The following is a 23,893-nucleotide window of genomic DNA, read 5'->3' as shown; positions in this document are numbered from 1 at the left end:
ATGAGTAAGTACTATTTAAATTATTTAGATGAATTAGAATCTGAAGCCATTTTTATTTTGAGAGAGGTATGGGCACAGTTTCAGAATCCTGTAATATTATTTTCCGGCGGAAAAGATTCTATATTAGTGACTCATCTTGCTAAAAAAGCGTTTTATCCCTCTAAGATCCCGTTTCCGTTAATGCACGTGGATACAGGGCATAATTTCCCGGAAACCATACAGTTTCGCGATGATCTTATTAAAGCATTGGATGCTCAACTTATCGTAGGTTCTGTGCAGGAGTCTATTGATACGGGAAGAGTAGCAGAAGAAAAGGGCAAGAATGCTACGCGAAATGCACTTCAGATCACCACCTTATTAGACGCTATAGAATCCAACAAAGTAGATTGTGCCATTGGTGGCGGTCGCCGGGATGAAGAAAAAGCCAGAGCCAAGGAACGCTTTTTTTCACACAGGGACGATTTTGGTCAATGGGATCCTAAAAATCAGCGACCGGAGCTATGGAATATCCTAAATGGAAAGCATTTTGAAGGAGAGCATTTTAGGGCATTTCCCATTAGTAACTGGACCGAAATGGACGTTTGGAATTATATTTTAAGAGAAAATATTGCTATTCCTTCCCTGTATTTTGCTCATCAACGTGATGTGGTATGGCGGAACGACTCCTGGATCCCGGTATCTGAGCATTTAAAACTGGAAGAAGGGGAAGAAGTACTGTCAAAAAAGATAAGATTTCGGACATTGGGAGATATCACCATAACCGGTGGAATTGAATCTGATGCCGATACCCTCGAAAAGATCGTGGCCGAAGTATCGGCAATGAAGCAAACCGAGCGCGGTAATCGTACCGATGATAAACGCAGTGAGACTTCTATGGAAGACCGTAAACGGCAGGGGTATTTTTAAACTGTGTTCGCTTTTAATGAAAAAAACAATCTTGTATATATCTTAATAAATGAGTAATTCTGTAAAAATAGACAACAATCAATTATTACGTTTTACCACAGCCGGAAGTGTGGATGACGGAAAAAGTACTTTAATTGGGAGATTGCTGTATGATAGTAAAGCGATCTTCGAAGATCAGTTGTTGGCTGTTGAGAACACTAGCAAACGAAAAGGACACCATGGTGTTGATCTGGCCTTATTTACCGATGGGCTGCGCGACGAGCGGGAGCAGGGGATTACTATAGATGTGGCATACCGTTATTTTACTACACCAAAGCGGAAATTTATTATTGCCGATACTCCAGGACATATTCAATACACCCGTAATATGGTTACAGGAGCATCTACAGCAAACGCCGCGCTTATCCTGATTGATGCTAGACACGGAGTGATCGAGCAAACCAAAAGACATGCCTTTATCGCTTCCCTGCTTCAAATACCACATATCATCGTATGTATTAACAAAATGGATCTGGTGGAGTATTCAGAAGCGATCTATGAGGACATTATTCAACAATTTGAAGAATTTTCATCAAAGTTATACGTAAAAGATATCCGATTCCTGCCCATTAGTGCCCTTAATGGAGACAACGTGGTTAACCGAAGTACTAACATGGACTGGTATCAGGGAGCTCCGCTTTTACATACGTTAGAGCACCTGCATATAAGCAGCGATATTAATAAGATCGACGCCCGGTTTCCAGTACAAACGGTTATAAGACCACAAAGAGAGGGGTATATAGACTACAGAGGCTATGCAGGGCGAGTGGCCAGTGGAATATTTAGACCAGGAGATGATGTTGTGGTGATGCCATCGGGATTCACTTCAAAAATAAAAACAATAGATACGTGCGACGGACCTTTGGATGAAGCGTACGCTCCCATGTCGATCGCTATGACACTTGAAGATGATATTGATGTTAGCAGAGGCGATATGATCGTAAAGGCGAATAACAAACCGGAAGCCATTCAAGAGTTTAACGCTATGCTTTGCTGGCTACACAATAATTCGGCCCGACCACGTGCCAAATACACCATCATTCATACATCGAACGAACAAAAAGCAATGATCAAGGATGTGCTGTATAAAATTGACATCAACACCTATTCCAGAAACGAAGAGGATAAGGACCTTACGATGAATGATATTGCCCGTGTTACTGTTAGAGCTACCCGTCCGTTAATGGTGGACGAATACCGCGACAATCGGATCACAGGAAGCTTTATACTAATCGATGATGCTACACATGAAACCGTAGCCGCAGGGATGATCCTGTAAAGAAAGCCTGTATATTTTAGAATTGATTCCTATCTTTGGATGAAGAGGATATTATGGCATAAGGGGAAAGCAGCAATTCACCCCGTCCATTTTATATTCGAAACCTTTTTACCATGCTAAAGCCGTCGGTTCAAATTTTTCTTTTCAGAAATCATATCCCATTATTTAAATGTCCCGTCTAAAAAGAAAGATACTTGGCGGAGTCTTCTGGACCACAACCGAATCGGTTTTTAATCGCAGTTTCGATCTTATCATTCAGTTTTTACTTGCCAAACTACTGTTTCCGGAAGATTTTGGTGTTGTAGGAATGGCGATTGTTTTTGTGTCTTTTCTGCAGGTTGTCAATGATCTGGGGTTCGGAAATGCGCTCATTCAAAAGAAAAATATGTTGCTCACTAAGTCCCACCACAGTACAGCTTTCTGGTCGGGACTTGTTTGGTCTGTCTGCTTGCTCTTGCTCATTTATTTTGTGATCTCACCTTTTATAGCAGCTTTCTATAATGAACCCATATTAATTAAGATAGTTCCTGCTTTAAGTATAACTTTGCTAACCAGCTCCCTCTCGGTGGTACAACGTGCCAGACTCACCAAACAAATGCAGTTTAAAAAGCTGGCTGTTATAAATAGTATCAGCAATATTATCGCCGGATCGCTCGCGTTTTTTTTAGCGTTTAAGGGACTCGGAGTCTGGGCTCTGGTGTGTTATTCAGTGATTAAATCGGTGATCCTGGTACCGTTAAGTTTTTTAGCATCAGAATGGAGCCCGCGCCTTAATTGGAGTGAGGAACATTTTAAGGAAATATTTGGCTTCGGAATTTTCACTACCGGAACTTCCATAGCTAACGTAGTAGCGCAAAAATCTGATTATTTGTTGGTGGGTAAGTTTTTAGGGGCCACTACGCTTGGCTATTACGCTTTTGCTTTTTTACTTACCAATACCTTACGATCTCAGATCGCCGGCGTAATAAACAAAGTAATGTTCCCGGTTTATGTGACTATGCAGGATGAACCGGAAAAATTAATAACCACCTATTTAAGAACGCTCTCAGTTAATATGATGTTGGTATATCCAATAATATTGCTGATCTATTTATTCGCTGAATATTTTCTCATTTTGTTTTTTGGCGCCAAGTGGACTCACTCTGTTCCTTTGATTAAGATACTGTGTATTTCGGTTTTTATTCAAATGTGGGTAAATTCCAATCAGGCGTTGTTTCGCTCCTTCGGAAGAGTGCGTCTCGAATTTAATCTGCAGCTGGTTAAATCGTTTTTATTCTTTGTCCCCTGTATTTTCTTCGGAATTTACAGTAACGGTGTAAGCGGTGCGGCATGGGGTTTTACAGTTGCAACCTTGCTTTCGGCATTGCTCACCTTCGTTTATTTAAAAAGGATCTTTCGATTTCCACTCAATCAATATTTAGCGGTTCTGAAGGTTCCGTTAAGCCTATTGCTGGCGTGTGGGGGTTCTTCAATGGTATTGCTGAACTTTATCGATTGGCCTTTTATACTCCTCTTTTATTTATTATCGGTTGCCATATTCTTTGTCTTGTTTGCAAAACGTGAAGTTCGGTTTATGTATCAGCTCATTAAACACAGAAACCTTACTTTTATGGATGAAGAATTAAAACGAGAATACTAGTGCGAAACCGATTCAATTTTGACCATATCATTAAAGCTCAAAATAGCTCCGAAGCGTTATTTTACGATCACGGTTGTTTTATGATCTGGGAAACTGCACTGCCGTTTCTAAGTGAGATTAAGACCGATTTACAATCCAGGTTCGAGATCCTCTTAGAGACTGAAATACATTGGAGTGAAGCTCATTTTTATCGAAATGCATTTCGGCTGTATGAGATTCCCCTATTTAAAAATGATAAAAATCTTGAAAGACACTCGGCAATCGCAGAAAAGATTGGAAGCCACTCTTTCGTAGTTTTTATCGTAAAGGATCATGCGCCACGTTATGGACACACGCCATCTGTATCGGGAAAGATCGAGTTTTCTAACCTGAATATTATTGAGTTGAAAAAGGCCATCAGAAAAGAAATTTTCGATAAAACGGGAGTTCAGTTCGGTGTACATTCAAGTAATAACGCTCAGGAGTTCTTTTATCAGGCACCTTTAATGCTGGGAACCCAGCTTGTCAATGATCTTTTGGATAACAAAAAGATAACACAAAAAAAGTTTGTAAGGGATACTGAAGGTGTATCCGGTTGGAATAACTATAACGACCTATTTAAATTTCTAAATATAAGCTGTAATTATCTGGTGCTAAGAAATTTTGAAGCAATTCGCGATGAACACACGCGCGGTGACATCGACTTTCTTACTAATAATTTTCAGCGACTGGCTTCCGCCATGGGTGCAACTCAATTGAGCCATAAGCCCTTTAAGGCTGAAGTAAAAATTGCCAATACGAATGTGTCTTTAGACCTTCGGTTTATAGGAGATAATTACCTGCCAGCGGTGTGGCAACACCGAATGCTGAAACGAAAAATCCTGAAAAACAATATCTATATTCCTTCAGAAACAGATCATTTCTTTAGCCTGTTATTCCATTGTAAGGTTCAGAAAGAAACCGTAAACCCCGAGCATATCAATACGCTTGCAGGACTTTCAGAGGGTCTTAATTTCAAATGGTTTACTTCCGAAGCGATCCATAACGAAACCGAAATGAGTGAAATACTTCGGGGATATTTTGTAGCCGAGGGCTATTATTTTGAGAGTCCGATCGATAAAGCGGTTTATAATAACACAGCGATCACGGGAAAACTCCCAAAGAAAGGCTCGGTATTGAGAAAAGGGTATGGAGCAACAACATTAAAGACGATGGCAAAAAATGTACTTCCTGAGCCCATTTTCCGTCTTTTAAAGGCAGCAAAGGCGAAACTATCGTAAATTACCGCAATTTAATTCATGGATAGTATCAACAGTAGCGGACACATAAGAAAATTTACGGGGAGAGTCGTGAACGGCCGTGGATTGGGAACACATCGCATGCTAACCCTGCAGGAATTTTTCAGTAAACACAATCTTGAGATTTTTCCGGGAACCTTAAATGTGGTTTTAAAGACTCCGATTCAATTCAATAAGGATCGTTGTGCATATAACTACAGGAATCAGTTTTTTTTCTGGCCAATAACTGTAAATGGTATATCATGTCTTGTATATCGATGGAGTCAGTGTCCGATGCATATCCTCGAAATTGTTGCCACTACTAAACTGAGGGATCGATTTTCAGGTGAGGATGTAAGGATCGAAATTGAAGCATCGCTCCTTCAAAAACTTACGGCTACGAATCTGTATCTCTGGAACCTAAGTTGGAAAGGGAGGGAGAAACTTTATTACAGGGATAGTATTTATACGAATTTGTTAGGCAAATTTCAGAATAGTACCTTCCGATTTAAAAGATTCTTCGGAATTAAAAAGTGATCATGATAAGCGTTATTATCCCATTATATAATAAACAAGCATATATCGCGGAAGCGATAAATTCGGTGCTAACACAAAGTTTCAGGGATTTCGAGTTGATCATCATAGATGATGGAAGCACTGATGGTTCTTTATCAATTGTTGAAGCGTTTAATGAGGAGAGAATTCAACTAATAAAACAGGTACATAGCGGCGTTTCCGAAGCCAGAAATACCGGAATAAAAAAGGCAAAATACCCATGGATAGCACTTTTGGATGCAGATGACTGGTGGGCTCCTCATTTTCTGAATGAGATAGTAGGGGCCATGCAGAAATTCCCCGACCAGCTTATATTTGCAAGTGGGAGGAGCAGGGTCTTCGATACTGTTACAGAGCGATATTCGAATACGCTATTACCGGATGATGGGGAAACAGAATTACTGAATTATTTTCAGATAATAAGCCGTTATCTTCCACCAATGAATTCGTCAAATACTGTGATAAGCAAGCCGTTGTTGCTGGAAAAAGGACTTTTCAGAAAGGAACAACAAAAACATGAAGATCACGATCTGTGGTTGCGACTTACCACAGATCATCCCGTGGTTTTTGTCAATAGGGAGCTGTCGTTTTACCGAAAGTTAGAAGCCACAAGCGTAGTTGACTTCGGTTATGCTGCTTCAGACTTTACAGTATATCTCAATACACTTAAAGAAGTGAAAGGGGAGCTTACAGAAACTGATAAAGGATATTTTGGCACGTATATCAATAGCTTTGTAACGCTTACCTATTTAAAGTATTATGGGAACTATTCCAGACGAGAGCGGAAAGCAGTCATAAATTTGATCAAAAAATTAGTTTCTGCCCCCCAAAGGATGTTATTTGGTTTCCTGAAAATAGTGCCATTTAATGTGTATCCGGTGTTAAAATATCTTCGGAGATGAGTTCAGAACGAAAAGCAAATCTGTTTGTTGTAGGTGCCATGCGAAGTGGTACTACCTCTTTTTCTGAAGTACTTTCTAAGCACCCTCAGATATATTTTTCTCCAATAAAGGAGCCTAATTATTTTGTGGATTCACTTCCGAAGGCATTATATGAACCGTCTCGATTTTTCGATCTCGAAACATACTTTGATAAAAAATTTCCTTCGCCGAAACATATTGCCCACATCGAAAATCCTATACACTATCAAACACTATTTTCTCAGGCTGCTGAGCAACATATTTATGTAGCTGAAGCCAGTACAGCTTATCTGCATGCACCGGATACTGCCCGAAGAATTTATGAATACAACCCAAATGCTACTATTGTAATTATACTAAGAGATCCCTTAGAACGGGCGTATTCTCATTATCGAATGGATCTGGGTTTGGGCCGTGAAAAACAATCGTTCGAACATTGTATGACGACCCAATTGAAATTGCAAAGAAGCGGTGATCTGCCTTGGTATACCTATCTCAATATGAGTTTTTATGACAGCGTAATTGAGAAGTATTCGGCACTTTTTAAAACAGTAATTTGTGTACGCTTCGAAGATATGATCGATAATACCGACAGTTTTTTAGCAAACCTCTCTGCTGAACTCAAAATCTCACCTTTTGGGTATTATTTATTCGATAAGAATAATGCTGCGCAAACGCCCCGGTTTAAGTCAATGTGGTATTGGGGAAGACGGTTGGGATTAAAAGCTCCTTTTTCATATTTATTTCCTTCAAAATTAAAACAGGGGATTTTTCAGAAACTATCACGAACAGATCGATCGCATTTAGAAATTTCTAATCCTTTGTTTGAAGAATTGAATGAGGTGTTCAAAAAACAATCTCTAAATTATTATAAATCAGTTTGATAAGGGAAAGACAATTTTAATCGGTCAACTCGCCGTAATATATTGAAATACAACTTTTTATCAGCTTTAAATTGACTATAATTTCTATGGTAAAAACGATTCTTTATAGTAACTTTGCCGCTGCTTGAAATGGCTATCGCGGTATCGCCTTTGTATTTTTAATACACTCCCCAAGCGATGTAACATTATCATGTTGCACGAAGCCCGATCGAAAGGATAAATTAAAACAAACCGTTGTTGGGACCTTGGTTACTAACAATTCAAAAAAGGAAACTATCGCCTTATGAGCCTTGGTAATATAGCAAGATCTAATGCCTTATGGTCTTTATTGCAGCAGTTTAGTTCGCAGGGGATTAATTTTGTGGTGATCATTTTTATGACACGTATGATCCTGCCGGAGGACTTCGGATTAATGGGGATGATCTACGTTTTTATAAGTATAGGAGTGGTTTTATTGGAAGGAGGGATGACCGAATCCTTGATACGAACCAAAGATCCCGATACTCACGATTTTTCGTCAGTGTTTTACGTTAATTTAATAAGCAGTATTGCGGTTTACGCCCTGGTATATGTCTCTGCACCTTTTATTGCTAAATTTTACGATCAGGAGGTATTAACCAACATTATAAGAGTATTTAGCTTAACTTTTGTTATATCTGCTTTTACGGCTGTTCAAAATGCCATCCTTGTAAAGGAATTGAGGTTTAAACGGCAGATCGCAATTGTAATTCCGGCGCTTATCATATCCAGTATTGTGGGCTTAACCATGGCATATCACGGTTATGGGGTATGGAGTTTGGTTTATATGGCGCTTGTCAAGGCCTTTTTAATATCTGTTCAACTGTGGTTCTATGCAAGCTGGAAACCTACGTTATCATTACAATGGGGGCGAGTAAAGCATCATTTTTCTTTTGGTTATAAGATCGCTTTAATGGAGATATTGAACAGCATCTTTGCTAATATTTTCAATATTTTTATTGGGAAGAACTTTGCAGTGGCCCAGGTAGGATATTATACGCAAGCCAACACTTTAAAGCAGGTTCCCGTGTCCAACATTTACGGTGCGATCAATAAAGTGGCCTATCCTATTTTCTCGAGTATTCAGGACGATGCCGAAAAGATGCTCACGGTATACAGGCGCATGTTATTGCTCATGATGTTCGTGTTAACACCCATTATGGTATGTCTAATTATACTTGCAGCACCGGCAATTACTTTTCTGTTTACTGAAAAGTGGCTACCTGCATTACCTTATCTCCAAATATTATGTTTTGCAGGGATATTACATCCTTTGGTGGTATTTAATATGGTAATATTTAAAGTAAAGGGAAGGAGTGATCTGTACTTGTATCTGGGATTTATTAATAAGCTCTTTATCGTTATAGGAATTATCGCAACGTTTAAAGTGGGTATAATTGCTCTTTTATGGAGTCAGGTAGCGGCTTATTTCGTTTCATTTCTCTTAAATTCATTTTACTTGTCAAGAGTGATGGGTTATCATTTTCTAAAACAGCTTGCAGACCTCATTCCTATTTTGCTTCTCAATGTATTCGTTGGAGCCGTACTTTATTATGTCTACGGTCTTTTGACTTCCTATGGTCTAGGCAATTTTACCGTATTGTTAATAGGAACCACAGTGAGTGTTCTGCTTTATATAGTATTATCTAAAATGTTTAAAATGAACGAGTTGATTGATCTGAGATCCATGGTAGCTCACCGAAGTATAAATTTTGTAAACAGAAGGGATCAATAATTTTAGTCTATGCGAATATTCAGAAAAATATATTATAGAGTGCTTTCATTGTACGCAAGCATTTTGTTTGGGAGTCGTGTACACGTATACGGAAAATTTAAGATCGGAAATTATAAGAACATCAAAATTGGCAGGGACTCTGTGATTAATTACGGGGTGTATATTCAGGGACGGGATAGAGTCGAGATTGGAGAACGTGTTACGTTATCTACACGGGCAATGATCTTCGATAGCGGATTGGATCCCGAAAAATTATTTACAACATCGAATGTTCCTCATATTTCGTCCTTTGTAAAAATAGAGGACGATGTTTGGATTGGAGCCGGAGCAATCATTCTTCCGGGTGTTACCATTAAAAAAAACAGCATTGTAGCAGCCGGAAGTGTAGTAACCAAAGACTTTCCGTCACATAGTATTATTGGAGGAAATCCTGCCCGACTAATTAAGTCAATTGACTCTTAAGAACAGCGAAACCAAAGGTAACATGCACAACACTGTAATTTGTTTATATAATAATTTGTAACTGAGAACACGACCTATGTGTGGAATTTCCGGATTTATTGATTTTTCAAAGACTTGCACAGCAGAGAATATCACCAAAATGAGTGATACACTGCTTCACCGTGGTCCTGATGCCGGCGCAATTTATTTTAATGCAGAAAATGCGTACAATCTTGGTATGGGACATCGCCGCTTAAGCATCATAGATACTTCCACCCATGCAAATCAGCCAATGCATTATAATGATTGGGTCATTGTATTTAATGGTGAGATCTATAATTACAAAGCACTTAAAATTAAGTTGATAGCGCTGGGACATGAATTTAAAACCGATTCCGATACCGAAGTGATCCTTCACGCCTTTGAACAATGGCAGAACGATTGTGTACATCATTTTATAGGAATGTTTGCCTTCGCCATTTTTAACAAAAGGACTCAGGATCTTAAAATTTTCAGAGATCGGCCGGGAGTAAAGCCACTGTATTACTTCTGGGATGGCTCGTTGTTCATGTTTGCTTCAGAATTAAAGGCTTTTCACGCAAACCCTGGGTTTGAAAAGGAGATCGACATTTCACAAGTAAAGCAATACATTCAGTACGGCTATATTCCTACACCAAATTCAATTTATAAGCGGGTTAAGAAGCTTCCGCCGGGAAGCCTAATGCACTTCAATCCTTTCAGTAAAGAAATCATAATTGAAAAATACTGGAACGTCGAGACCTATTATGAAAAACCAAAATTGAAGATCGATTTTGAAGAGGCAAAAACCGAAACAGAAGGCATTCTGAAAAGTGCCTGCGAATACCGGATGGTTGCCGATGTACCCGTAGGTGTTTTTCTTAGTGGCGGATACGATAGCACACTTACGGCAGCTATGTTGCAAACTGAAACTTCTAAGAAGATCAACACCTTTACTATAGGAGTCGCAGACCAGGATCTTAATGAGGCAAAATTTGCTAAAGAAACAGCCAACCGACTTGGAACAAATCATTCGGAGATCTATTGTGAAGAACATCACCTTTTCGATCTTATAGAGCAAATTCCTCATTTTTTCGACGAACCCTTTGGGGATTCAAGCGCCATTCCCACTATGTTATTAAGTAAATTTGCAAAAGAGCAAGTTACCGTAGCGCTATCTGCAGATGGAGGTGATGAAGTATTTGGGGGGTATAACCGATACGATTACCTTAAACAGCTTCAACGGCTACGCACCATTAAAAAAATTCCGGCTGATTTAGGTGTTATAATGAATCTTCTTATTAAAGATAGTGAGAAAAGGAAGCGAATTAAAAAACTGTATAAGGATCCTTCGGTCTATCAGTTGGCAAACCTTTTGAATTCCGGCCTTCACCCCGAAGAAGTGGATCGTCTGTTTCTAAAGTCTTCTATAGACTCTATGGCTATGGTGAATAATTTTGAAAACGATAGTATTGAGGGAGATCTTTCGAAGATGATGCAATATGATTATCAAACCTATTTGCCGGATGATATATTAACGAAGGTGGATAGAGCGACAATGAGTGCAAGTCTGGAAGGTAGGGAACCTCTGTTGGATCACAGAATTATTGAGTATGTAGCCACGCTTCCCGATGCTTTTAAATACAACAACGGTTCTAAGAAGTTTATTTTAACGGAGATCGTACATAAGCATGTTCCGAAGGATTTAATGGAACGACCAAAGATGGGATTTGCAATTCCGATGAAGCGATGGCTTCAAAACGAGCTTACAGAAAAGATTGAGTATTACCTGAACGAAGAATTTATTAATAAGCAAGGTATTTTTAATCACAAAGACATCAGTACTATAAAAAGCGCCATACTATTGGATGAGACCAAGCACTACCAGACATTATGGTATCTCCTAGTCTTCCAAATGTGGTATGAAAAATGGCATTCATGAAAAAAAGAGTCCTTTATTTAAGTTATAATGGAATGATGGAGCCTTTAGGAGCATCACAGGTATTGAGCTATGTCTATAAACTGTCTAATACTTACGAGTATACCCTGCTGTCTTTAGAAAAACCTGCCGATCTTCAAAACAAAGCCGAATTTGACTTGCTTAAAAGTCAACTTTCAGAAAAAGGAATTCGATGGATCCCTATATCTTACGGAGAAAGTAAGATCGGGAAATTGCTTAATTTTTTTAGGTTTACCGCCAAAGTTTTCGGAATTGTAAGAAAAGACAAGCTCCGCAATATTCATTGCCGAAGCTATATTACCGCTATTCCCGCTTGGTTCGTTAAAAAATTCTACCCTGTTACTTACCTGTTCGACACCCGGAATTTCTGGTTTGATGAACGCGCCGATATCGGTTCGTTAGATCGAGGTAAGTTCTTGTACAAATTTCTGAAGCGACTCGAAAAAAGATTGTATAAGAAGGCCGGAGGTATTGTAATTCTCGCCCGAAGCGGTAAAGCAACAGTGTTAAATAACGAATTGTTTCGAGGAGGAGACAGCATAAAAAATATTGAGATCATCCCCACCTGTGTAGATCTCGATCGCTTTGTGCAGCATAAAAGAGAATACAAAAAGCCGATAACTATAGGATATATTGGTACCGCTGTGGGCTGGTACGATTTTGAAAAGACAGCAATCACTTTGTCCAAGATCGGGGAGTTTATGGATTATAATTTCCTGATCTTCAATAACGATCAATACAATCAGCATGCCTTTATAAAAGAAACTTTAAGCAAGTATCAAATACCTTCGGAAAAATACAGGATTGAAAAGATCTCTTTTGCCGAAATGCCTTCACGCCTGAAGGAAATTGATATTTCGCTGTTCTATATTCACCCCTATTTTTCCAAAAAAGCTTCAGCTGCAACAAAACTTGGGGAGCTGCTGGCTTCAGGCATACCTGTACTTACCAATAAGGATGTAGGGGATCACGAATATTATATCGAACAGTATTCAGTTGGAAAGATCATCGATTTTGAAGAGCTTGATACTTATAATTTTTCAGAAGTTATTACCCCACTTCTTAATCAGGCAACATCTAATCGATGCCGTAATCTCGCGGAAACTTACTTTTCATTGGATAAAGGGGTTGAAAAGTATCAGGAAATTTACGAACGCATATTTAAAAATTGAAACACAGACTCATGAAAAAGAACGTTTTGATCACCGGTGGAGCCGGCTTTATAGGATCCAATCTGGCACTAACCTTAATTGAAAAGGGATATAATATTACTGTTCTTGATTCACTTTCAGAACAGATCCACGGAGAGAACTCCAGTCTTTATGAATCCATAAAGGACAAAGTCAACTTTATAAAAGGAGATGTTCGCCGTAAAACCGATTGGGAAAATGCATTGAAGGATCAGCATGTTGTCGTTCATCTTGCTGCTGAAACAGGAACCGGTCAATCCATGTACGAGGTTCAGAAATATGTGGATGTAAATATAAATGGTACCGCTTTGTTACTGGATCATCTTGTAAATGAACCACATAATGTTGAAAAAGTGATCGTAGCTTCATCTAGGGCCATCTACGGTGAAGGTAAATATAGTTGTGAAACTCACGGAGACGTGTATCCAGTGGAAAGAGAGGAGTCCCATTTACTTCAAGGAGATTTTGAACCCAAATGTCCTCAATGCGGAAAGGAACTAACCTTAGCCAAAACCGACGAAAACTCTAAAATTCATCCAAGTTCTGTATACGGAATTACCAAACAAAATCAGGAGCAAATGGTACTCAACGTGTGCCGATCTGTTAATATTCCTGCAGTGGCCTTTAGGTATCAGAACGTTTACGGACCCGGTCAATCGTTAAAGAACCCCTATACCGGAATATTGTCAATTTTTTCAACTCAGATAAGAAACGGTAACGATATCAACATCTTTGAAGATGGAGAAGAGAGCCGTGATTTTGTATTTATTGATGATGTTGTGAATGCAACAGTACTCGGACTCGAAATGGAGGAAGCAAACTATGAGGTTTTCAATGTGGGGTCGGGTATACAAACCACTGTGATGGACGTGGCGACCACCTTGAAGGAAAAATATAAGTCTCCTGTATCCATAGAAGTTACGGGTAATTTTCGTTTGGGTGATATTCGACATAATGTGGCCGACCTCTCCAAGATCAAGGAAAAATTAGGATTTACGCCCCGGTATGATTTTAAGACAGGAGTTTCAAAGTTCGTGGAATGGGTCCAATCTCAGGAAGTCAATGAAGACAATTACTCTAAGTCTATCGATGAAATGAAGGCAAAAGGCCTGTTTAAATAAAAATATTATGGCTAAAAGATTTGTTTTCTTTTCTATGAATGATTTCGTTAACGAAGGTGGCGGAACAATTCGTATGCAAGGAATTCTAAATGAACTCGCTAAAAGCGGACGGGAGGTTATTTTTATTTCAAATGCTGAAAATAAAGATGGATTTCATCCGTCGATAAAGCATATATCAATAGCGTATAAATTTTCGCGCAATGACAAACGCCGATTTCAATTTCTTTTGGGACTGTTTTCGGCCGGAGTAGTGCGGTTCTTTTATTCAAAATTCTTCAAAAGATTACAAGCGGTTTTGGAACCGTTTAAAGAAGAAAATATTTTTTTCTTTGAATACCTGGATAACTCAATTGGATATTGGTTGAAGCATCACAATGTAATTAGAGGTTATATTAATGATCTTCACGGGGTGGCCACCCTAGAATTTAAATTTCAGGCCGAACAGGCAAAGGATCTTTTAAAAACCCTAAAATTCAGAACCAAATATTATGTTTCCAATCTGTTGGATAAAAAGGTTTGTCAACACGCCAACGGACTCATTTTTGCGAGTGGAGAGATGGAACGCTATTTTATTGATGAATATCCCGAAGTAGCATATAAACGGAATTATATCCTTCCGTACTATTTGTCTACTAATGAAGGATTAGATATCGTAGATGAAAAGTTAAAAGGAGAGTTGGAAACTAAGTTCGAAATTAGTGAGGATGAAAAGATCATACTTTTTGCAGGAGCTTTTAAAAAGACCGGAGGAGTTCCGGACCTGATAAGGGCTTTTCAGAAAGTACACACCAAGTATAATTCCAGGTTGTTTTTAATAGGCGACGGACCAACGTATGAAGAATCTCAGCAACTGGTAAATGAATTCAAATTGGAAGATAAGATCGTTTTTCTGGGACGTACAAAATATCACGAACTTAGAACTTATCAGGATCTTGCCAATATTATTGTCTGCCCCGATAAGCAGAATGTATATTCAGAATTAATAATACATGTAAAATATCTTGACGCCTTGGCTTCCGGGAAATTGGTGATCAATGGCTCCTTTAAAAGTGTTACGGAGGTTAATGTTAACGAATCGCTTTCGATAAACTTTACACCCTCTAATGTTGATAGTTTGGCAGATGCCCTGGAGAAGTGCCTTGGGAATTACGAGGCTCTCACAGAAAAATATATGAACAATCGTCGGTATACATCGCAAAATCTAACCTATGCATCGGGCATAGAGGTGCTTACCAGTTAAAAGAGGTAGCGCTTTCACGCCCTCGGAAACTTTATTTTTAATATGTTTACTCAAGTTTTCAACCAAATCTAAAATTCGTGCTGGATATTTGCCTGATCATAATTTTACTATTCCTTGGCTTTAAGGCGAAATATTTGTTTCGGCATCAACTGGATAAAAGTGACTCCAAGACATTGAATTTGTTATGGGCCTATCATCTTGTGATTTGTGTGGCCTTTTACTTCTATGTTTTGGCCAATGGAGGAGATGCAATTACATATTGGACAGAGTTTGAAGTAAACCCGAATATGACCATGGCCGACTACTTTTCATTGGGCTTTGGAACCTATTTTATGTATGTATTAAATTACATTCCCAGTAAGCTGTTCGAGTTATCTTTTCTCACCGGATCAGTAGCCTATGCACTCTTAGGCTATATAGGCTTTTTATTCTTTTATGTAATATTCAAGCAGCGAATTGCTTTTAACAGCAAACTTTTTCAACTTAATCTTTTCCCATTTATATTCTTTCTACCCAATTTGCATTTCTGGACAGCAGGAGTAGGGAAGGATACGCTTATGTTTTTTTGTATTGCTATTTTTTTCTATGCGATGCAACAGCCGAAAAAGCATTTGATAAAGATTCTTTTGGCTATGTTTCTTGTTTATTTTACGCGACCGCATATAGCTGCATTTCTGTTGTTGTCCTTCGGAATAGGCTACATACTGGATGGAGGTCTAAAGGTGTATGTTAAGATCTTCTTTTTCATTATTCTCGTAGGTGCCTTTGTTGGTTTTTTTGATACCATTATGCTTTATCTTCGCATTGAAAACTTCGATTTGGAAACGATTTCAAGCTATTCTGAAGACAAGGTATCTAAATTGAGCCGAAGTCACACAGGAACCGGAGTGGATATTTCCAGCTATTCTTTTCCGTTAAAAGTATTCACCTTTTTATTCCGACCTTTGTTTTTTGACGTGAATGGTGTTCTCGCAATAATTGCTTCACTGGAAAACTTGTTGTTATTGATCTTAACAGCTAAATTTATTTGGCTGAATCCTATCAAGCTATTTTTTAAGGCCAGCTATTTTTTTAAAAGCCTGTTTATATTTTTTATCCTTGGTGTTATTTCATTTTCGCTTATTCTTGGGAATCTTGGAATTATGCTTAGACAAAAGAATATGTTTATCCCGGCATTGCTCTTTCTTTGCCTATGGGCATTTTCTTATAGCATTCAGAATAGAACAGCTAATTCCGGAACTCCCTAACTCTAAGCTCTTATGAAGGTTCTTCAGGTAATTAATAGTTTAGCAACGGGTGGAGCTGAAAAGATTATACTGGAATCCGTTCCTAAATTTGTGGAAAAGGGAATTGACGTAGAATTGCTTTTACTCAACGGGAATCAGCACCCCTTTTTGGTTGAACTGGAAGAAAAACATTGTTGTAAGATCATGTATTTGGGAGGAGGTAGTGTTTACAATCCATTTCATATTTTCAAGATCATGCGGTATTTAAAAAAATACGATCTGGTTCATGTGCATCTTTTCCCTGCTCTTTATTGGGTTGCAATCGCTAAAGTGCTCTCGCTCTCCAAGACAAAATTGATCTTTACCGAGCACAGTACTTCTAACCGACGCCGAAAGAACTTACTTTATAAGCTAATCGATCGATGGGTATACAGGAAATATTCGAAAGTTGTGGTAATTTCTACTGAAGTAAAATTATTACTTAAACGACATCTTCGCGTCCGAAATACTAAATTCAAGAAGATACCAAACGGGGTGGATTTCAATAAATTGAACAGTGCAACTCCTGCCAATAGAATGGATTTTGTTGCGAACGGAGAGAAGATCATAATTCAAGTAGCTCGTTTTTCAAAACAGAAAGATCAGGAAACTCTGCTACGGGCGATCCCGTTTATTTCGGTTCCTGTACAACTCTTATTGGTTGGAGATGGTCCCGAGATCCTAAGAATGAAAGAACTTACAGCCACATTAGACATTTCAAAACGCGTACACTTTCTAGGTATACGATCCGATGTGCCTCAATTACTGAAAATGGCAGACCTCGCTGTTATGTCCTCACATCATGAAGGATTATCTTTGTCGGGAATCGAGGCCATGGCGTCGGGAACTCCGTTGGTGGCTTCTAAAGTATTCGGACTTAGTACTTTGGTCCATGGCGCCGGGGTATTGTTTGAACACGCAGACCCGGTCGATCTGGCCAGTCATATTAATTTGTTGCTAAGTGACTCAAAGTATTACAAAGAGACTGCTATTTCTTGTGCGCAGCGAGCAAAAATGTACAGTTTAGATAAAATGATTCAAAGTCATATTCAGTTATATACTTCAATATGTCAAAACCAAAATTAATACGCATCACAACCGTCCCGCTGTCTCTAGAGAAATTACTGGAAGGGCAATTGGGATATATGAATCGGTTTTTTGATATAACCGCTGTTTCTTCAGAAGAAGAACGCCTTAGACGCTATGGTGAGCGGGAAGGAGTAAATACATTTTATGTTGACCTAACACGGGAGATAACACCCTTTAAGGATCTGAGAGCGGTATTTACCCTCTTTCGATATTTAAAAAGAAATAAACCAGAGATCGTTCATACCCACACTCCTAAAGCAGGGATTGTAGGAATGATGGCCGCCTACTTTGCCGGTGTTCCCATAAGATTACATACGGTTGCCGGACTGCCGCTGCTCGAGGCCAAGGGGTTTAAACGTCTTCTGTTAAACTTCGTAGAACGGCTTACCTACAGATTTGCCACCCATGTGTATCCTAATTCTAAGGGATTAAAGAATATAATTATTGAACAAGGCTTTACATCTTCAAACAAGCTCAAAGTGATCGGTGATGGCAGTAGTAATGGAATAGATACCCAATTTTTTAGTAAAGCACATTTTTCTGAAGAACAAATAGCGCAAGAGAAAGCACTTCTGGGAATTCCGGATTCAGATTTTGTCTTTGTCTTTGTAGGCAGGATTGTGAAAGATAAAGGAGTTCATGAAATGATTGAGGCATTCAGTTTGCTTCAAAAGAAATATACAAACACCACGCTGCTACTTGTAGGTCCCTTTGAAGACGATCTGGATCCGATTTCAGAGTCCACAAAAAAAATCCTCAACAAGCATCCAAAGATTCTCACCACCGGTTATCGTGAAGAGGTGAGACCTTTTTATGCGCTGAGTAATGCTCTGGTATTTCCTAGCTACAGGGAAGGCTTCCCCAATGTAGTGCTGCAGGCAGGAGCGATGGAATTGCCAGCGGTCGTAAGTAACATTAACGGATGCAATGAGATCATCGAGCACCTAACCAATGGTTTGATCGTTGAGGTGAAAAATTCAAATGAGTTAAAAAAGGCTATGGAAAAACTGCTTCATGACAAAACATTATTTACACATATGAAAGACCATGCCCGCCCACATATTTTAGGCCGCTATGAACGCCATGCAGTTTGGGAAGCATTGCATGCGGAATACGATAAACAACTATCCGGTATTTAGTACCTTTGCGCTGTGTATAAAAACGTCGTAAAACCTACCTTGGATTTTCTGGTATCGCTGACCATCTTTTTGGTTCTGTTTCCGCTATTTTTAGTGATTGCCGTGACAATTTTTATCGCCTCGGGGAAAAACCCTTTTTTTATTCAACATCGACCCGGAAAGAATGAGCGAATCTTTAAGATCATAAAATTTAAAACAATGACCGATACCACAGACGCGAATGGCAATTTGTTACCGGACGATCAACGTTTAAATGGTTTCGGAAAATTTATACGATCTACTTCCCTGGATGAGATCCCACAGTTACTCAACGTAATTAAAGGTGATATGAGTATAGTTGGCCCCAGACCTTTACTTCCGGAATACCTGCCTTTATACAACGACTTTCAGCGACAACGACACCAGCTAAGACCCGGGATTACAGGTTATGCACAGGTAAATGGTAGAAACGCTGTGAGTTGGGAAAAAAAGTTTGAATTGGATGTGTTCTACGTGAAAAAAATTAGCTTTGTACTGGATTTACAGATTTTGTTTAAGACAGTATCCAAAGTTTTTTCCAGAAGTGATATTTCCGGAAATTCTGCGGGGACCATGAACCGTTTTAAAGGAACAAAAGAATAATGAAACCTATCATACTTTACGGAGCCGGAGGGCATAGTTTTGCAGCTACCGCTTTAATCGAAAGTCTTGGAGAATATGCTCCATCTATCGTATATGATGATGCACCTAAACTAACCTCAGTACTCAATGTTGCTGTTGAAAAATACAATGACGCCGACTTAACCAATGTTCCTCTTTGCATCACTATTGGAACCAATTCCATTAGAAAAAAACTGGCAGAAAAGCTTAATGGCGAATATCCCAGCTTTATCCATAAATCTGCGGCTGTGTTTCCTTCCGTATCCATTGGGTGTGGGACTTTAGTGCATCCCAATGCGGTACTTGATGCCGATGTGTGTATTGGAAACCACTGTATAATAAACAATAATGCAACGGTTTCTCATAATGTCAAGATTGGAGATTATGTGCATATCGCTATTCAGGCTGCAGTGGCTGGCGGAGTAACCATTGGTGAAGGAACACTTGTAGGAGCGGGCAGTGTAATACTTCCTGAAGTGAAAGTAGGGAAGTGGGTCACTATTGGTGCGGGAGCTGTGGTGACTAAGGATATTCCGGATTATGCCGTGGTTTATGGGAATCCTGCTAAGAAAATAAGAGACAATTCGAAAAATGAATAGCAAGATCTATTTGTCATCGCCTCATATGGGAGGCACCGAGCAAGATTATATCAATTCTGCTTTTAAAACCAATTGGATTGCCCCATTGGGGCCAAATGTTACCTCCTTTGAAGAGGCTATTGAGTCTTATCTGGGGAAGGATTCTAAAGTTGCAGCACTCAGCTCGGGCACTGCGGCCCTGCATCTGGCTTTGATATTGCTTGGAGTGGAAAGAGGTGATGAGGTGATTTGTCAGAGTATGACTTTTTCGGCATCGGCGAATCCTATAGTCTATCAGGGTGCCACGCCGATATTTGTTGACAGCGAACCAGAGACCTGGAATATGTGTCCGTTATATCTTGAAAATGCCATCAAGGATAGAATATCAAAAGGTAAAAAGCCAAAAGCAATTATTGCAGTGCATTTATATGGAATGCCTTATAAGGTAGACGAAATTAATGCCATTGCTGAAAAATATGATATTCCGATCATTGAAGACAGTGCCGAAGCCTTAGGAAGTACCTATAAGGACAAGAAATGCGGTACATTTGGTACGATATCTATATTGTCGTTTAACGGAAACAAGATCATCACTACGTCCGGAGGAGGCGCATTGGTCTCCAAGGACAAGGCAGTAAAGGAAAAGGCTATTTTTTTAGCGACTCAGGCACGAGACAATGCACCGCATTATCAGCACTCACATATTGGGTACAATTACCGTCTTAGTAATATTTGTGCCGGGATTGGTTGCGGACAAATGGAAGTTCTGGACAAGCATATTGAACTTAGAAGGCAGATGAATCTATTTTACAAAGATTTGTTTAGTACTTCCGAAGGAATCACGGTTTTTACTGAACCTTCAGATCAGCTTCGATCTAATCACTGGTTGAGTTGTATTGTTGTGGATCCTGAAAAAAGTCGATTTACTTCAGAAGAAATAAGATTTGCCCTTGAAAATGATAATATAGAATCCAGACCGCTATGGAAACCTATGCACTTACAACCCGTTTTCAAAGATGCCCCCTACTACGGAAATTCTGTTTCCGAAGGACTTTTCAAAAAAGGAATTTGCCTGCCATCAGGATCTAACTTAACTACTGAAGAGAAGAAAAGGATTATGACAGTCTTAACTCAATTCGTTTAGATAATAATTATATTTGCCTCTAAATTAAACGCTTAGTGTCGATCGCCAAAAAAATATTGTCCACATTGTACAAAGGTGATAACAGCCTCAAAATGTTAGACCAGCGATATCTTCCAAGATGGATCGTACTTTTGATCGATACTTTCTTAGTGGTGGTATCTATCGTTCTGGTATACCTCATCCTTTTGGGGACGCCAATTAAATTTCTTACCGCATTGACACTTATCGAACAAGGTGTGGCAATACTGGCAGTGAATGTTACCTTCTTCTTTGTTTTTAAGACCTATTCCGGAATTATCCGGCATTCTACTTTTACCGATATATTAAAACTTGCACTATCAGCATTTTTTACGCTAATCACCCTTTTGGTATTAAATTCGGTGTATGCTGTGTTTGAAGGGCAGAAGATATTTTTAACCACCTCTATACTATTATATATACTGTTGTCCTTTACCATAATGTTATTGTTTCGTATTGCAGTAAAGGAGAGCTATCAGTTTCTTCGGAATTCGGCTGCAGATGAAATCAAGAAAAAAGTAGTGATCGTAGGAGTAGACGACCACACCATTTCGGTAGGAAAAGCACTTACTACCGAATCGAATCTACCGTTTCAGCTTATTGGATTTTTGACAGAGAATCTCGATTCTAAGCGCTATAAAATTCTCGGAAAGCCCGTTATTCCAATAAAAAATAGTTTTTCTGAAACTATTAATAAACTGGAGATTGATGGGGTGTTACTTATTGGAGAATCAATTTCCGGTAAAAGAAAAAATCAACTTGTCGAAGATTGTATCGCAAACAGCATTGAGATCTTTAATGTGCCCATTGTAGAAAAATGGAACAAAAAAGAAGATATAAGACAACAGATAAAACCCCTTGAAATTGAAGATCTTTTACAACGGGACCCCATAACGATCGATAACGAGCTTATTAAGAACGATCTTGAAAGCAAGACAATCTTAGTCACGGGTGGTGCAGGTTCCATTGGTAGTGAGATCGTTCGTCAGATCGCCGAATTTAACCCAAAACAAGTGGTTATTCTCGATCAGGCAGAGTCTGTACTTCACGAACTGGAGTTGTATTTACAACTCAATTACCCGAGCCTTAACTTTATTACTGAACTTGCTGATATCAGTAATATGTACCGATTGGGGTTATTATTTCATAAGTATAAATTCGATGTTATTTACCATGCTGCGGCATATAAGCATGTTCCGTTGATTGAAAGGAATCCGCATGAAGCAATTTATGTTAATATTCTTGGAACGGTAAATCTGTCGATTCTGGCGGTGAGTAATGATATTCAGAAGTTTGTAATGGTTTCCACAGACAAAGCCGTAAATCCAACTAATGTCATGGGAGCTTCTAAGCGAGTCGCTGAAATGTACGTGCAATCGCTTCAGTACGAAGAGGATATTCCTACAAAATTTATCACGACCCGGTTCGGAAACGTACTGGGATCCAGTGGAAGTGTGATTCCGCATTTCAGAAAACAAATTGCACAGGGTGGCCCGGTAACGGTTACTCATAAAGACATAATAAGGTATTTTATGACAATTCCGGAGGCCTGCCAATTGGTCTTACAGGCAGGAACCATGGGGAATGGTGGTGAGATCTATGTTTTCGATATGGGCGAACCGGTTAGAATTCTTGATCTTGCCGAACGAATGATTCGTCTTTCAGGATTAGAACCTTATGAGGATGTGGATATAAAAATATCCGGTTTGCGACCCGGTGAAAAGTTATATGAAGAGTTGCTTAACGATATGTCCACTTCCTTGCCCACCCATCACCCTAAGATCATGATTTCTAAGGTGCCCGTGGGGAATTTTTCCGAAATACGAGAGAAAGTAAAGGTATTGATAGAAACGGCAACCCGGGGCAGAGCACGAAAAGTTGTGGAACTGTTGAAGGATCTCGTACCTGAATATATTTCTGAAAATTCTGAATTTGAAGTATTAGATCAACCTAAATCAACCGAATCTAAAAGCACAACCTAAGGGTAATCCATAAAATTTGATGTATTGAACCCAGCTCGTTTAATTACTATTATATTTGCAACAACAATCCATTGTATGAAAAGATTTATAGTCCTCCTTGGTGTTTCTGCGCTCTTGCTGTCTTGTGCAACAAAAAAACAGATCATCTATTTTCAGGATTCCGATAGTTTGAATAATAAGGATATTAACAAGGCATTCGAACCCGTAATAGAACCGAATGATATACTCTATATTTCGGTTTCATCTTTAGATAAGGAACTTGTCGCGCCGTTTATTCGGGTTACCGAGACAGAGGTAAATGCAAATACAAATAATCCAGGTCTCAAAGGATATCTGGTAAACGCAGACGGAACTATAAATTTTCCAGTTCTGGGAAGTGTGCCTGTGAGCGGCAAGACACGAAAGATGATAGAGTCTCAACTTAAAGCTCAATTGCAGGAATATGTAAAAGATGTGGTTGTTGATGTGCGCATCATGAATTTTAAAATTACAGTCTTAGGAGAAGTAATGACCCCCGGGGTTTTTACTATAAAAGACGAGCGTGTCACCTTGCCGGAAGCTATTGGACTGGCAGGAGACCTTACCAAAGATGGTAACAGGAACAGGATCGTAATTATACGAGAAGATGATGGGAAACGCATCGTTAAAAATGTTGATATTACACAGACAGATTTTTATTCGAGTGCGTTTTATTTTCTAAAACAGAATGATGTCGTGTATGTCGAACCGTCATTAAAAGGAGTTAAAAAGTCAGGTTTTTTACCCGATATTCCGGCATTATTATCGCTGGTAACTGTGGTATTAAGCACCGTAATTTTGCTCTCACGTTAAACAGAAA

21 protein-coding genes are annotated in these 23,893 nt (G+C 39.0%); all 21 read left to right on the top strand.

Annotation, left to right across the window (positions count from 1 at the left end; genetic code table 11):
- The 21 genes from cysD to ALE3EI_RS12085 all read left to right on the top strand — a co-directional run bounded on the left by cysD (nucleotide 1) and on the right by ALE3EI_RS12085 (nucleotide 23,886).
- Nucleotides 1-906, top strand: a complete 906-nt coding sequence (gene cysD / locus ALE3EI_RS12185; RefSeq protein WP_186989041.1) for a sulfate adenylyltransferase subunit CysD — start codon at nucleotides 1-3, stop codon at nucleotides 904-906.
- Between the two features lie 49 nt (nucleotides 907-955).
- The gene (locus ALE3EI_RS12180; RefSeq protein ID WP_186989039.1) at nucleotides 956-2,224 is read left to right on the top strand and encodes a sulfate adenylyltransferase subunit 1; all 1,269 of its coding nucleotides are present in this window, start codon (nucleotides 956-958) and stop codon (nucleotides 2,222-2,224) included.
- Nucleotides 2,225-2,393: 169 nt separating this feature from the next.
- On the top strand, nucleotides 2,394-3,863 hold the full coding sequence (locus ALE3EI_RS12175; protein WP_186989037.1) for a lipopolysaccharide biosynthesis protein: 1,470 nt from the start codon (nucleotides 2,394-2,396) through the stop codon (nucleotides 3,861-3,863).
- Nucleotides 3,863-5,122, top strand: coding sequence for a hypothetical protein (locus ALE3EI_RS12170; protein ID WP_186989035.1), 1,260 nt, complete (start codon nucleotides 3,863-3,865; stop codon nucleotides 5,120-5,122). Before ALE3EI_RS12175 ends, ALE3EI_RS12170 begins: the two co-directional genes overlap by 1 nt.
- A gap of 18 nt (nucleotides 5,123-5,140) precedes the next feature.
- Complete coding sequence (locus ALE3EI_RS12165) at nucleotides 5,141-5,656, top strand: hypothetical protein (protein ID WP_186989033.1); 516 nt, start codon at nucleotides 5,141-5,143, stop codon at nucleotides 5,654-5,656.
- Between the two features lie 2 nt (nucleotides 5,657-5,658).
- Complete coding sequence (locus tag ALE3EI_RS12160; protein WP_186989031.1) at nucleotides 5,659-6,576, top strand: glycosyltransferase family 2 protein; 918 nt, start codon at nucleotides 5,659-5,661, stop codon at nucleotides 6,574-6,576.
- The gene (locus ALE3EI_RS12155; RefSeq protein WP_186989029.1) at nucleotides 6,573-7,478 is read left to right on the top strand and encodes a sulfotransferase family protein; all 906 of its coding nucleotides are present in this window, start codon (nucleotides 6,573-6,575) and stop codon (nucleotides 7,476-7,478) included. The genes ALE3EI_RS12160 and ALE3EI_RS12155 overlap by 4 nt, the downstream gene beginning before the upstream one ends.
- Nucleotides 7,479-7,761: 283 nt before the next feature.
- Entirely contained in the window at nucleotides 7,762-9,231 is a 1,470-nt protein-coding gene (locus ALE3EI_RS12150) for a lipopolysaccharide biosynthesis protein (RefSeq protein WP_186989027.1), read from the top strand.
- 9 nt (nucleotides 9,232-9,240) lie between these two features.
- Complete coding sequence (locus tag ALE3EI_RS12145; RefSeq protein WP_186989025.1) at nucleotides 9,241-9,693, top strand: acyltransferase; 453 nt, start codon at nucleotides 9,241-9,243, stop codon at nucleotides 9,691-9,693.
- 76 nt (nucleotides 9,694-9,769) lie between these two features.
- A complete protein-coding gene (gene asnB, locus ALE3EI_RS12140) occupies nucleotides 9,770-11,632 on the top strand; it encodes an asparagine synthase (glutamine-hydrolyzing) (RefSeq protein ID WP_186989023.1) in 1,863 nt (620 codons plus the stop codon).
- Entirely contained in the window at nucleotides 11,629-12,822 is a 1,194-nt protein-coding gene (locus ALE3EI_RS12135; protein WP_186989021.1) for a glycosyltransferase family protein, read from the top strand. Before asnB ends, ALE3EI_RS12135 begins: the two co-directional genes overlap by 4 nt.
- A gap of 11 nt (nucleotides 12,823-12,833) precedes the next feature.
- Nucleotides 12,834-13,961, top strand: a complete 1,128-nt coding sequence (locus tag ALE3EI_RS12130; protein WP_186989019.1) for an SDR family NAD(P)-dependent oxidoreductase — start codon at nucleotides 12,834-12,836, stop codon at nucleotides 13,959-13,961.
- Between the two features lie 7 nt (nucleotides 13,962-13,968).
- Nucleotides 13,969-15,201 carry a glycosyltransferase gene (locus tag ALE3EI_RS12125; protein WP_186989017.1) on the top strand — a complete coding sequence of 411 codons (1,233 nt, stop codon included), beginning with the start codon at nucleotides 13,969-13,971 and terminating at the stop codon, nucleotides 15,199-15,201.
- A 134-nt stretch (nucleotides 15,202-15,335) separates the two neighbouring features.
- Nucleotides 15,336-16,448: a hypothetical protein gene (locus ALE3EI_RS12120; protein ID WP_186989016.1), complete on the top strand. Its 1,113-nt coding sequence runs from the start codon at nucleotides 15,336-15,338 to the stop codon at nucleotides 16,446-16,448.
- 12 nt (nucleotides 16,449-16,460) lie between these two features.
- Complete coding sequence (locus ALE3EI_RS12115) at nucleotides 16,461-17,552, top strand: glycosyltransferase (protein WP_186989014.1); 1,092 nt, start codon at nucleotides 16,461-16,463, stop codon at nucleotides 17,550-17,552.
- Complete coding sequence (locus ALE3EI_RS12110) at nucleotides 17,534-18,694, top strand: glycosyltransferase family 4 protein (RefSeq protein ID WP_186989012.1); 1,161 nt, start codon at nucleotides 17,534-17,536, stop codon at nucleotides 18,692-18,694. The genes ALE3EI_RS12115 and ALE3EI_RS12110 overlap by 19 nt, the downstream gene beginning before the upstream one ends.
- Before the next feature lie 12 nt (nucleotides 18,695-18,706).
- Nucleotides 18,707-19,315 (top strand): sugar transferase, encoded by a 609-nt coding sequence (locus ALE3EI_RS12105; RefSeq protein ID WP_186989010.1) that lies wholly within the window; start codon nucleotides 18,707-18,709, stop codon nucleotides 19,313-19,315.
- Entirely contained in the window at nucleotides 19,315-19,932 is a 618-nt protein-coding gene (locus ALE3EI_RS12100) for an acetyltransferase (RefSeq protein WP_186989008.1), read from the top strand. Before ALE3EI_RS12105 ends, ALE3EI_RS12100 begins: the two co-directional genes overlap by 1 nt.
- A complete protein-coding gene (locus tag ALE3EI_RS12095) occupies nucleotides 19,925-21,055 on the top strand; it encodes a DegT/DnrJ/EryC1/StrS family aminotransferase (RefSeq protein ID WP_186989006.1) in 1,131 nt (376 codons plus the stop codon). The genes ALE3EI_RS12100 and ALE3EI_RS12095 overlap by 8 nt, the downstream gene beginning before the upstream one ends.
- Nucleotides 21,056-21,090: 35 nt before the next feature.
- On the top strand, nucleotides 21,091-23,055 hold the full coding sequence (locus ALE3EI_RS12090) for a polysaccharide biosynthesis protein (RefSeq protein WP_317172956.1): 1,965 nt from the start codon (nucleotides 21,091-21,093) through the stop codon (nucleotides 23,053-23,055).
- A gap of 75 nt (nucleotides 23,056-23,130) precedes the next feature.
- Nucleotides 23,131-23,886 carry a polysaccharide biosynthesis/export family protein gene (locus ALE3EI_RS12085; RefSeq protein WP_186989004.1) on the top strand — a complete coding sequence of 252 codons (756 nt, stop codon included), beginning with the start codon at nucleotides 23,131-23,133 and terminating at the stop codon, nucleotides 23,884-23,886.
- Nucleotides 23,887-23,893: the final 7 nt, after the last annotated feature.

This window comes from Constantimarinum furrinae (assembly GCF_014295415.1).
Classification (GTDB): domain Bacteria; phylum Bacteroidota; class Bacteroidia; order Flavobacteriales; family Flavobacteriaceae; genus Constantimarinum; species Constantimarinum furrinae.
Note: the sequence above shows the minus strand (reverse complement) of the source record. Positions and strands in the feature narration are given on the sequence as shown.

Bases quoted from the DNA above. Each gene is read 5' to 3' on its own strand.
- ALE3EI_RS12095 (WP_186989006.1), top strand. From the start codon at position 19,925: ATGAATAGCAAGATCTATTTGTCATCGCCTCATATGGGAGGCACCGAG.
- ALE3EI_RS12135 (WP_186989021.1), top strand. From the start codon at position 11,629: ATGAAAAAAAGAGTCCTTTATTTAAGTTATAATGGAATGATGGAGCCT.
- ALE3EI_RS12175 (WP_186989037.1), top strand. From the start codon at position 2,394: ATGTCCCGTCTAAAAAGAAAGATACTTGGCGGAGTCTTCTGGACCACA.
- ALE3EI_RS12125 (WP_186989017.1), top strand. From the start codon at position 13,969: ATGGCTAAAAGATTTGTTTTCTTTTCTATGAATGATTTCGTTAACGAA.
- ALE3EI_RS12165 (WP_186989033.1), top strand. From the start codon at position 5,141: ATGGATAGTATCAACAGTAGCGGACACATAAGAAAATTTACGGGGAGA.
- asnB (WP_186989023.1), top strand. From the start codon at position 9,770: ATGTGTGGAATTTCCGGATTTATTGATTTTTCAAAGACTTGCACAGCA.
- ALE3EI_RS12115 (WP_186989014.1), top strand. From the start codon at position 16,461: ATGAAGGTTCTTCAGGTAATTAATAGTTTAGCAACGGGTGGAGCTGAA.
- cysD (WP_186989041.1), top strand. From the start codon at position 1: ATGAGTAAGTACTATTTAAATTATTTAGATGAATTAGAATCTGAAGCC.
- ALE3EI_RS12160 (WP_186989031.1), top strand. From the start codon at position 5,659: ATGATAAGCGTTATTATCCCATTATATAATAAACAAGCATATATCGCG.
- ALE3EI_RS12145 (WP_186989025.1), top strand. From the start codon at position 9,241: ATGCGAATATTCAGAAAAATATATTATAGAGTGCTTTCATTGTACGCA.
- ALE3EI_RS12150 (WP_186989027.1), top strand. From the start codon at position 7,762: ATGAGCCTTGGTAATATAGCAAGATCTAATGCCTTATGGTCTTTATTG.
- ALE3EI_RS12085 (WP_186989004.1), top strand. From the start codon at position 23,131: ATGAAAAGATTTATAGTCCTCCTTGGTGTTTCTGCGCTCTTGCTGTCT.
- ALE3EI_RS12180 (WP_186989039.1), top strand. From the start codon at position 956: ATGAGTAATTCTGTAAAAATAGACAACAATCAATTATTACGTTTTACC.
- ALE3EI_RS12100 (WP_186989008.1), top strand. From the start codon at position 19,315: ATGAAACCTATCATACTTTACGGAGCCGGAGGGCATAGTTTTGCAGCT.
- ALE3EI_RS12130 (WP_186989019.1), top strand. From the start codon at position 12,834: ATGAAAAAGAACGTTTTGATCACCGGTGGAGCCGGCTTTATAGGATCC.
- ALE3EI_RS12155 (WP_186989029.1), top strand. From the start codon at position 6,573: ATGAGTTCAGAACGAAAAGCAAATCTGTTTGTTGTAGGTGCCATGCGA.
- ALE3EI_RS12110 (WP_186989012.1), top strand. From the start codon at position 17,534: ATGTCAAAACCAAAATTAATACGCATCACAACCGTCCCGCTGTCTCTA.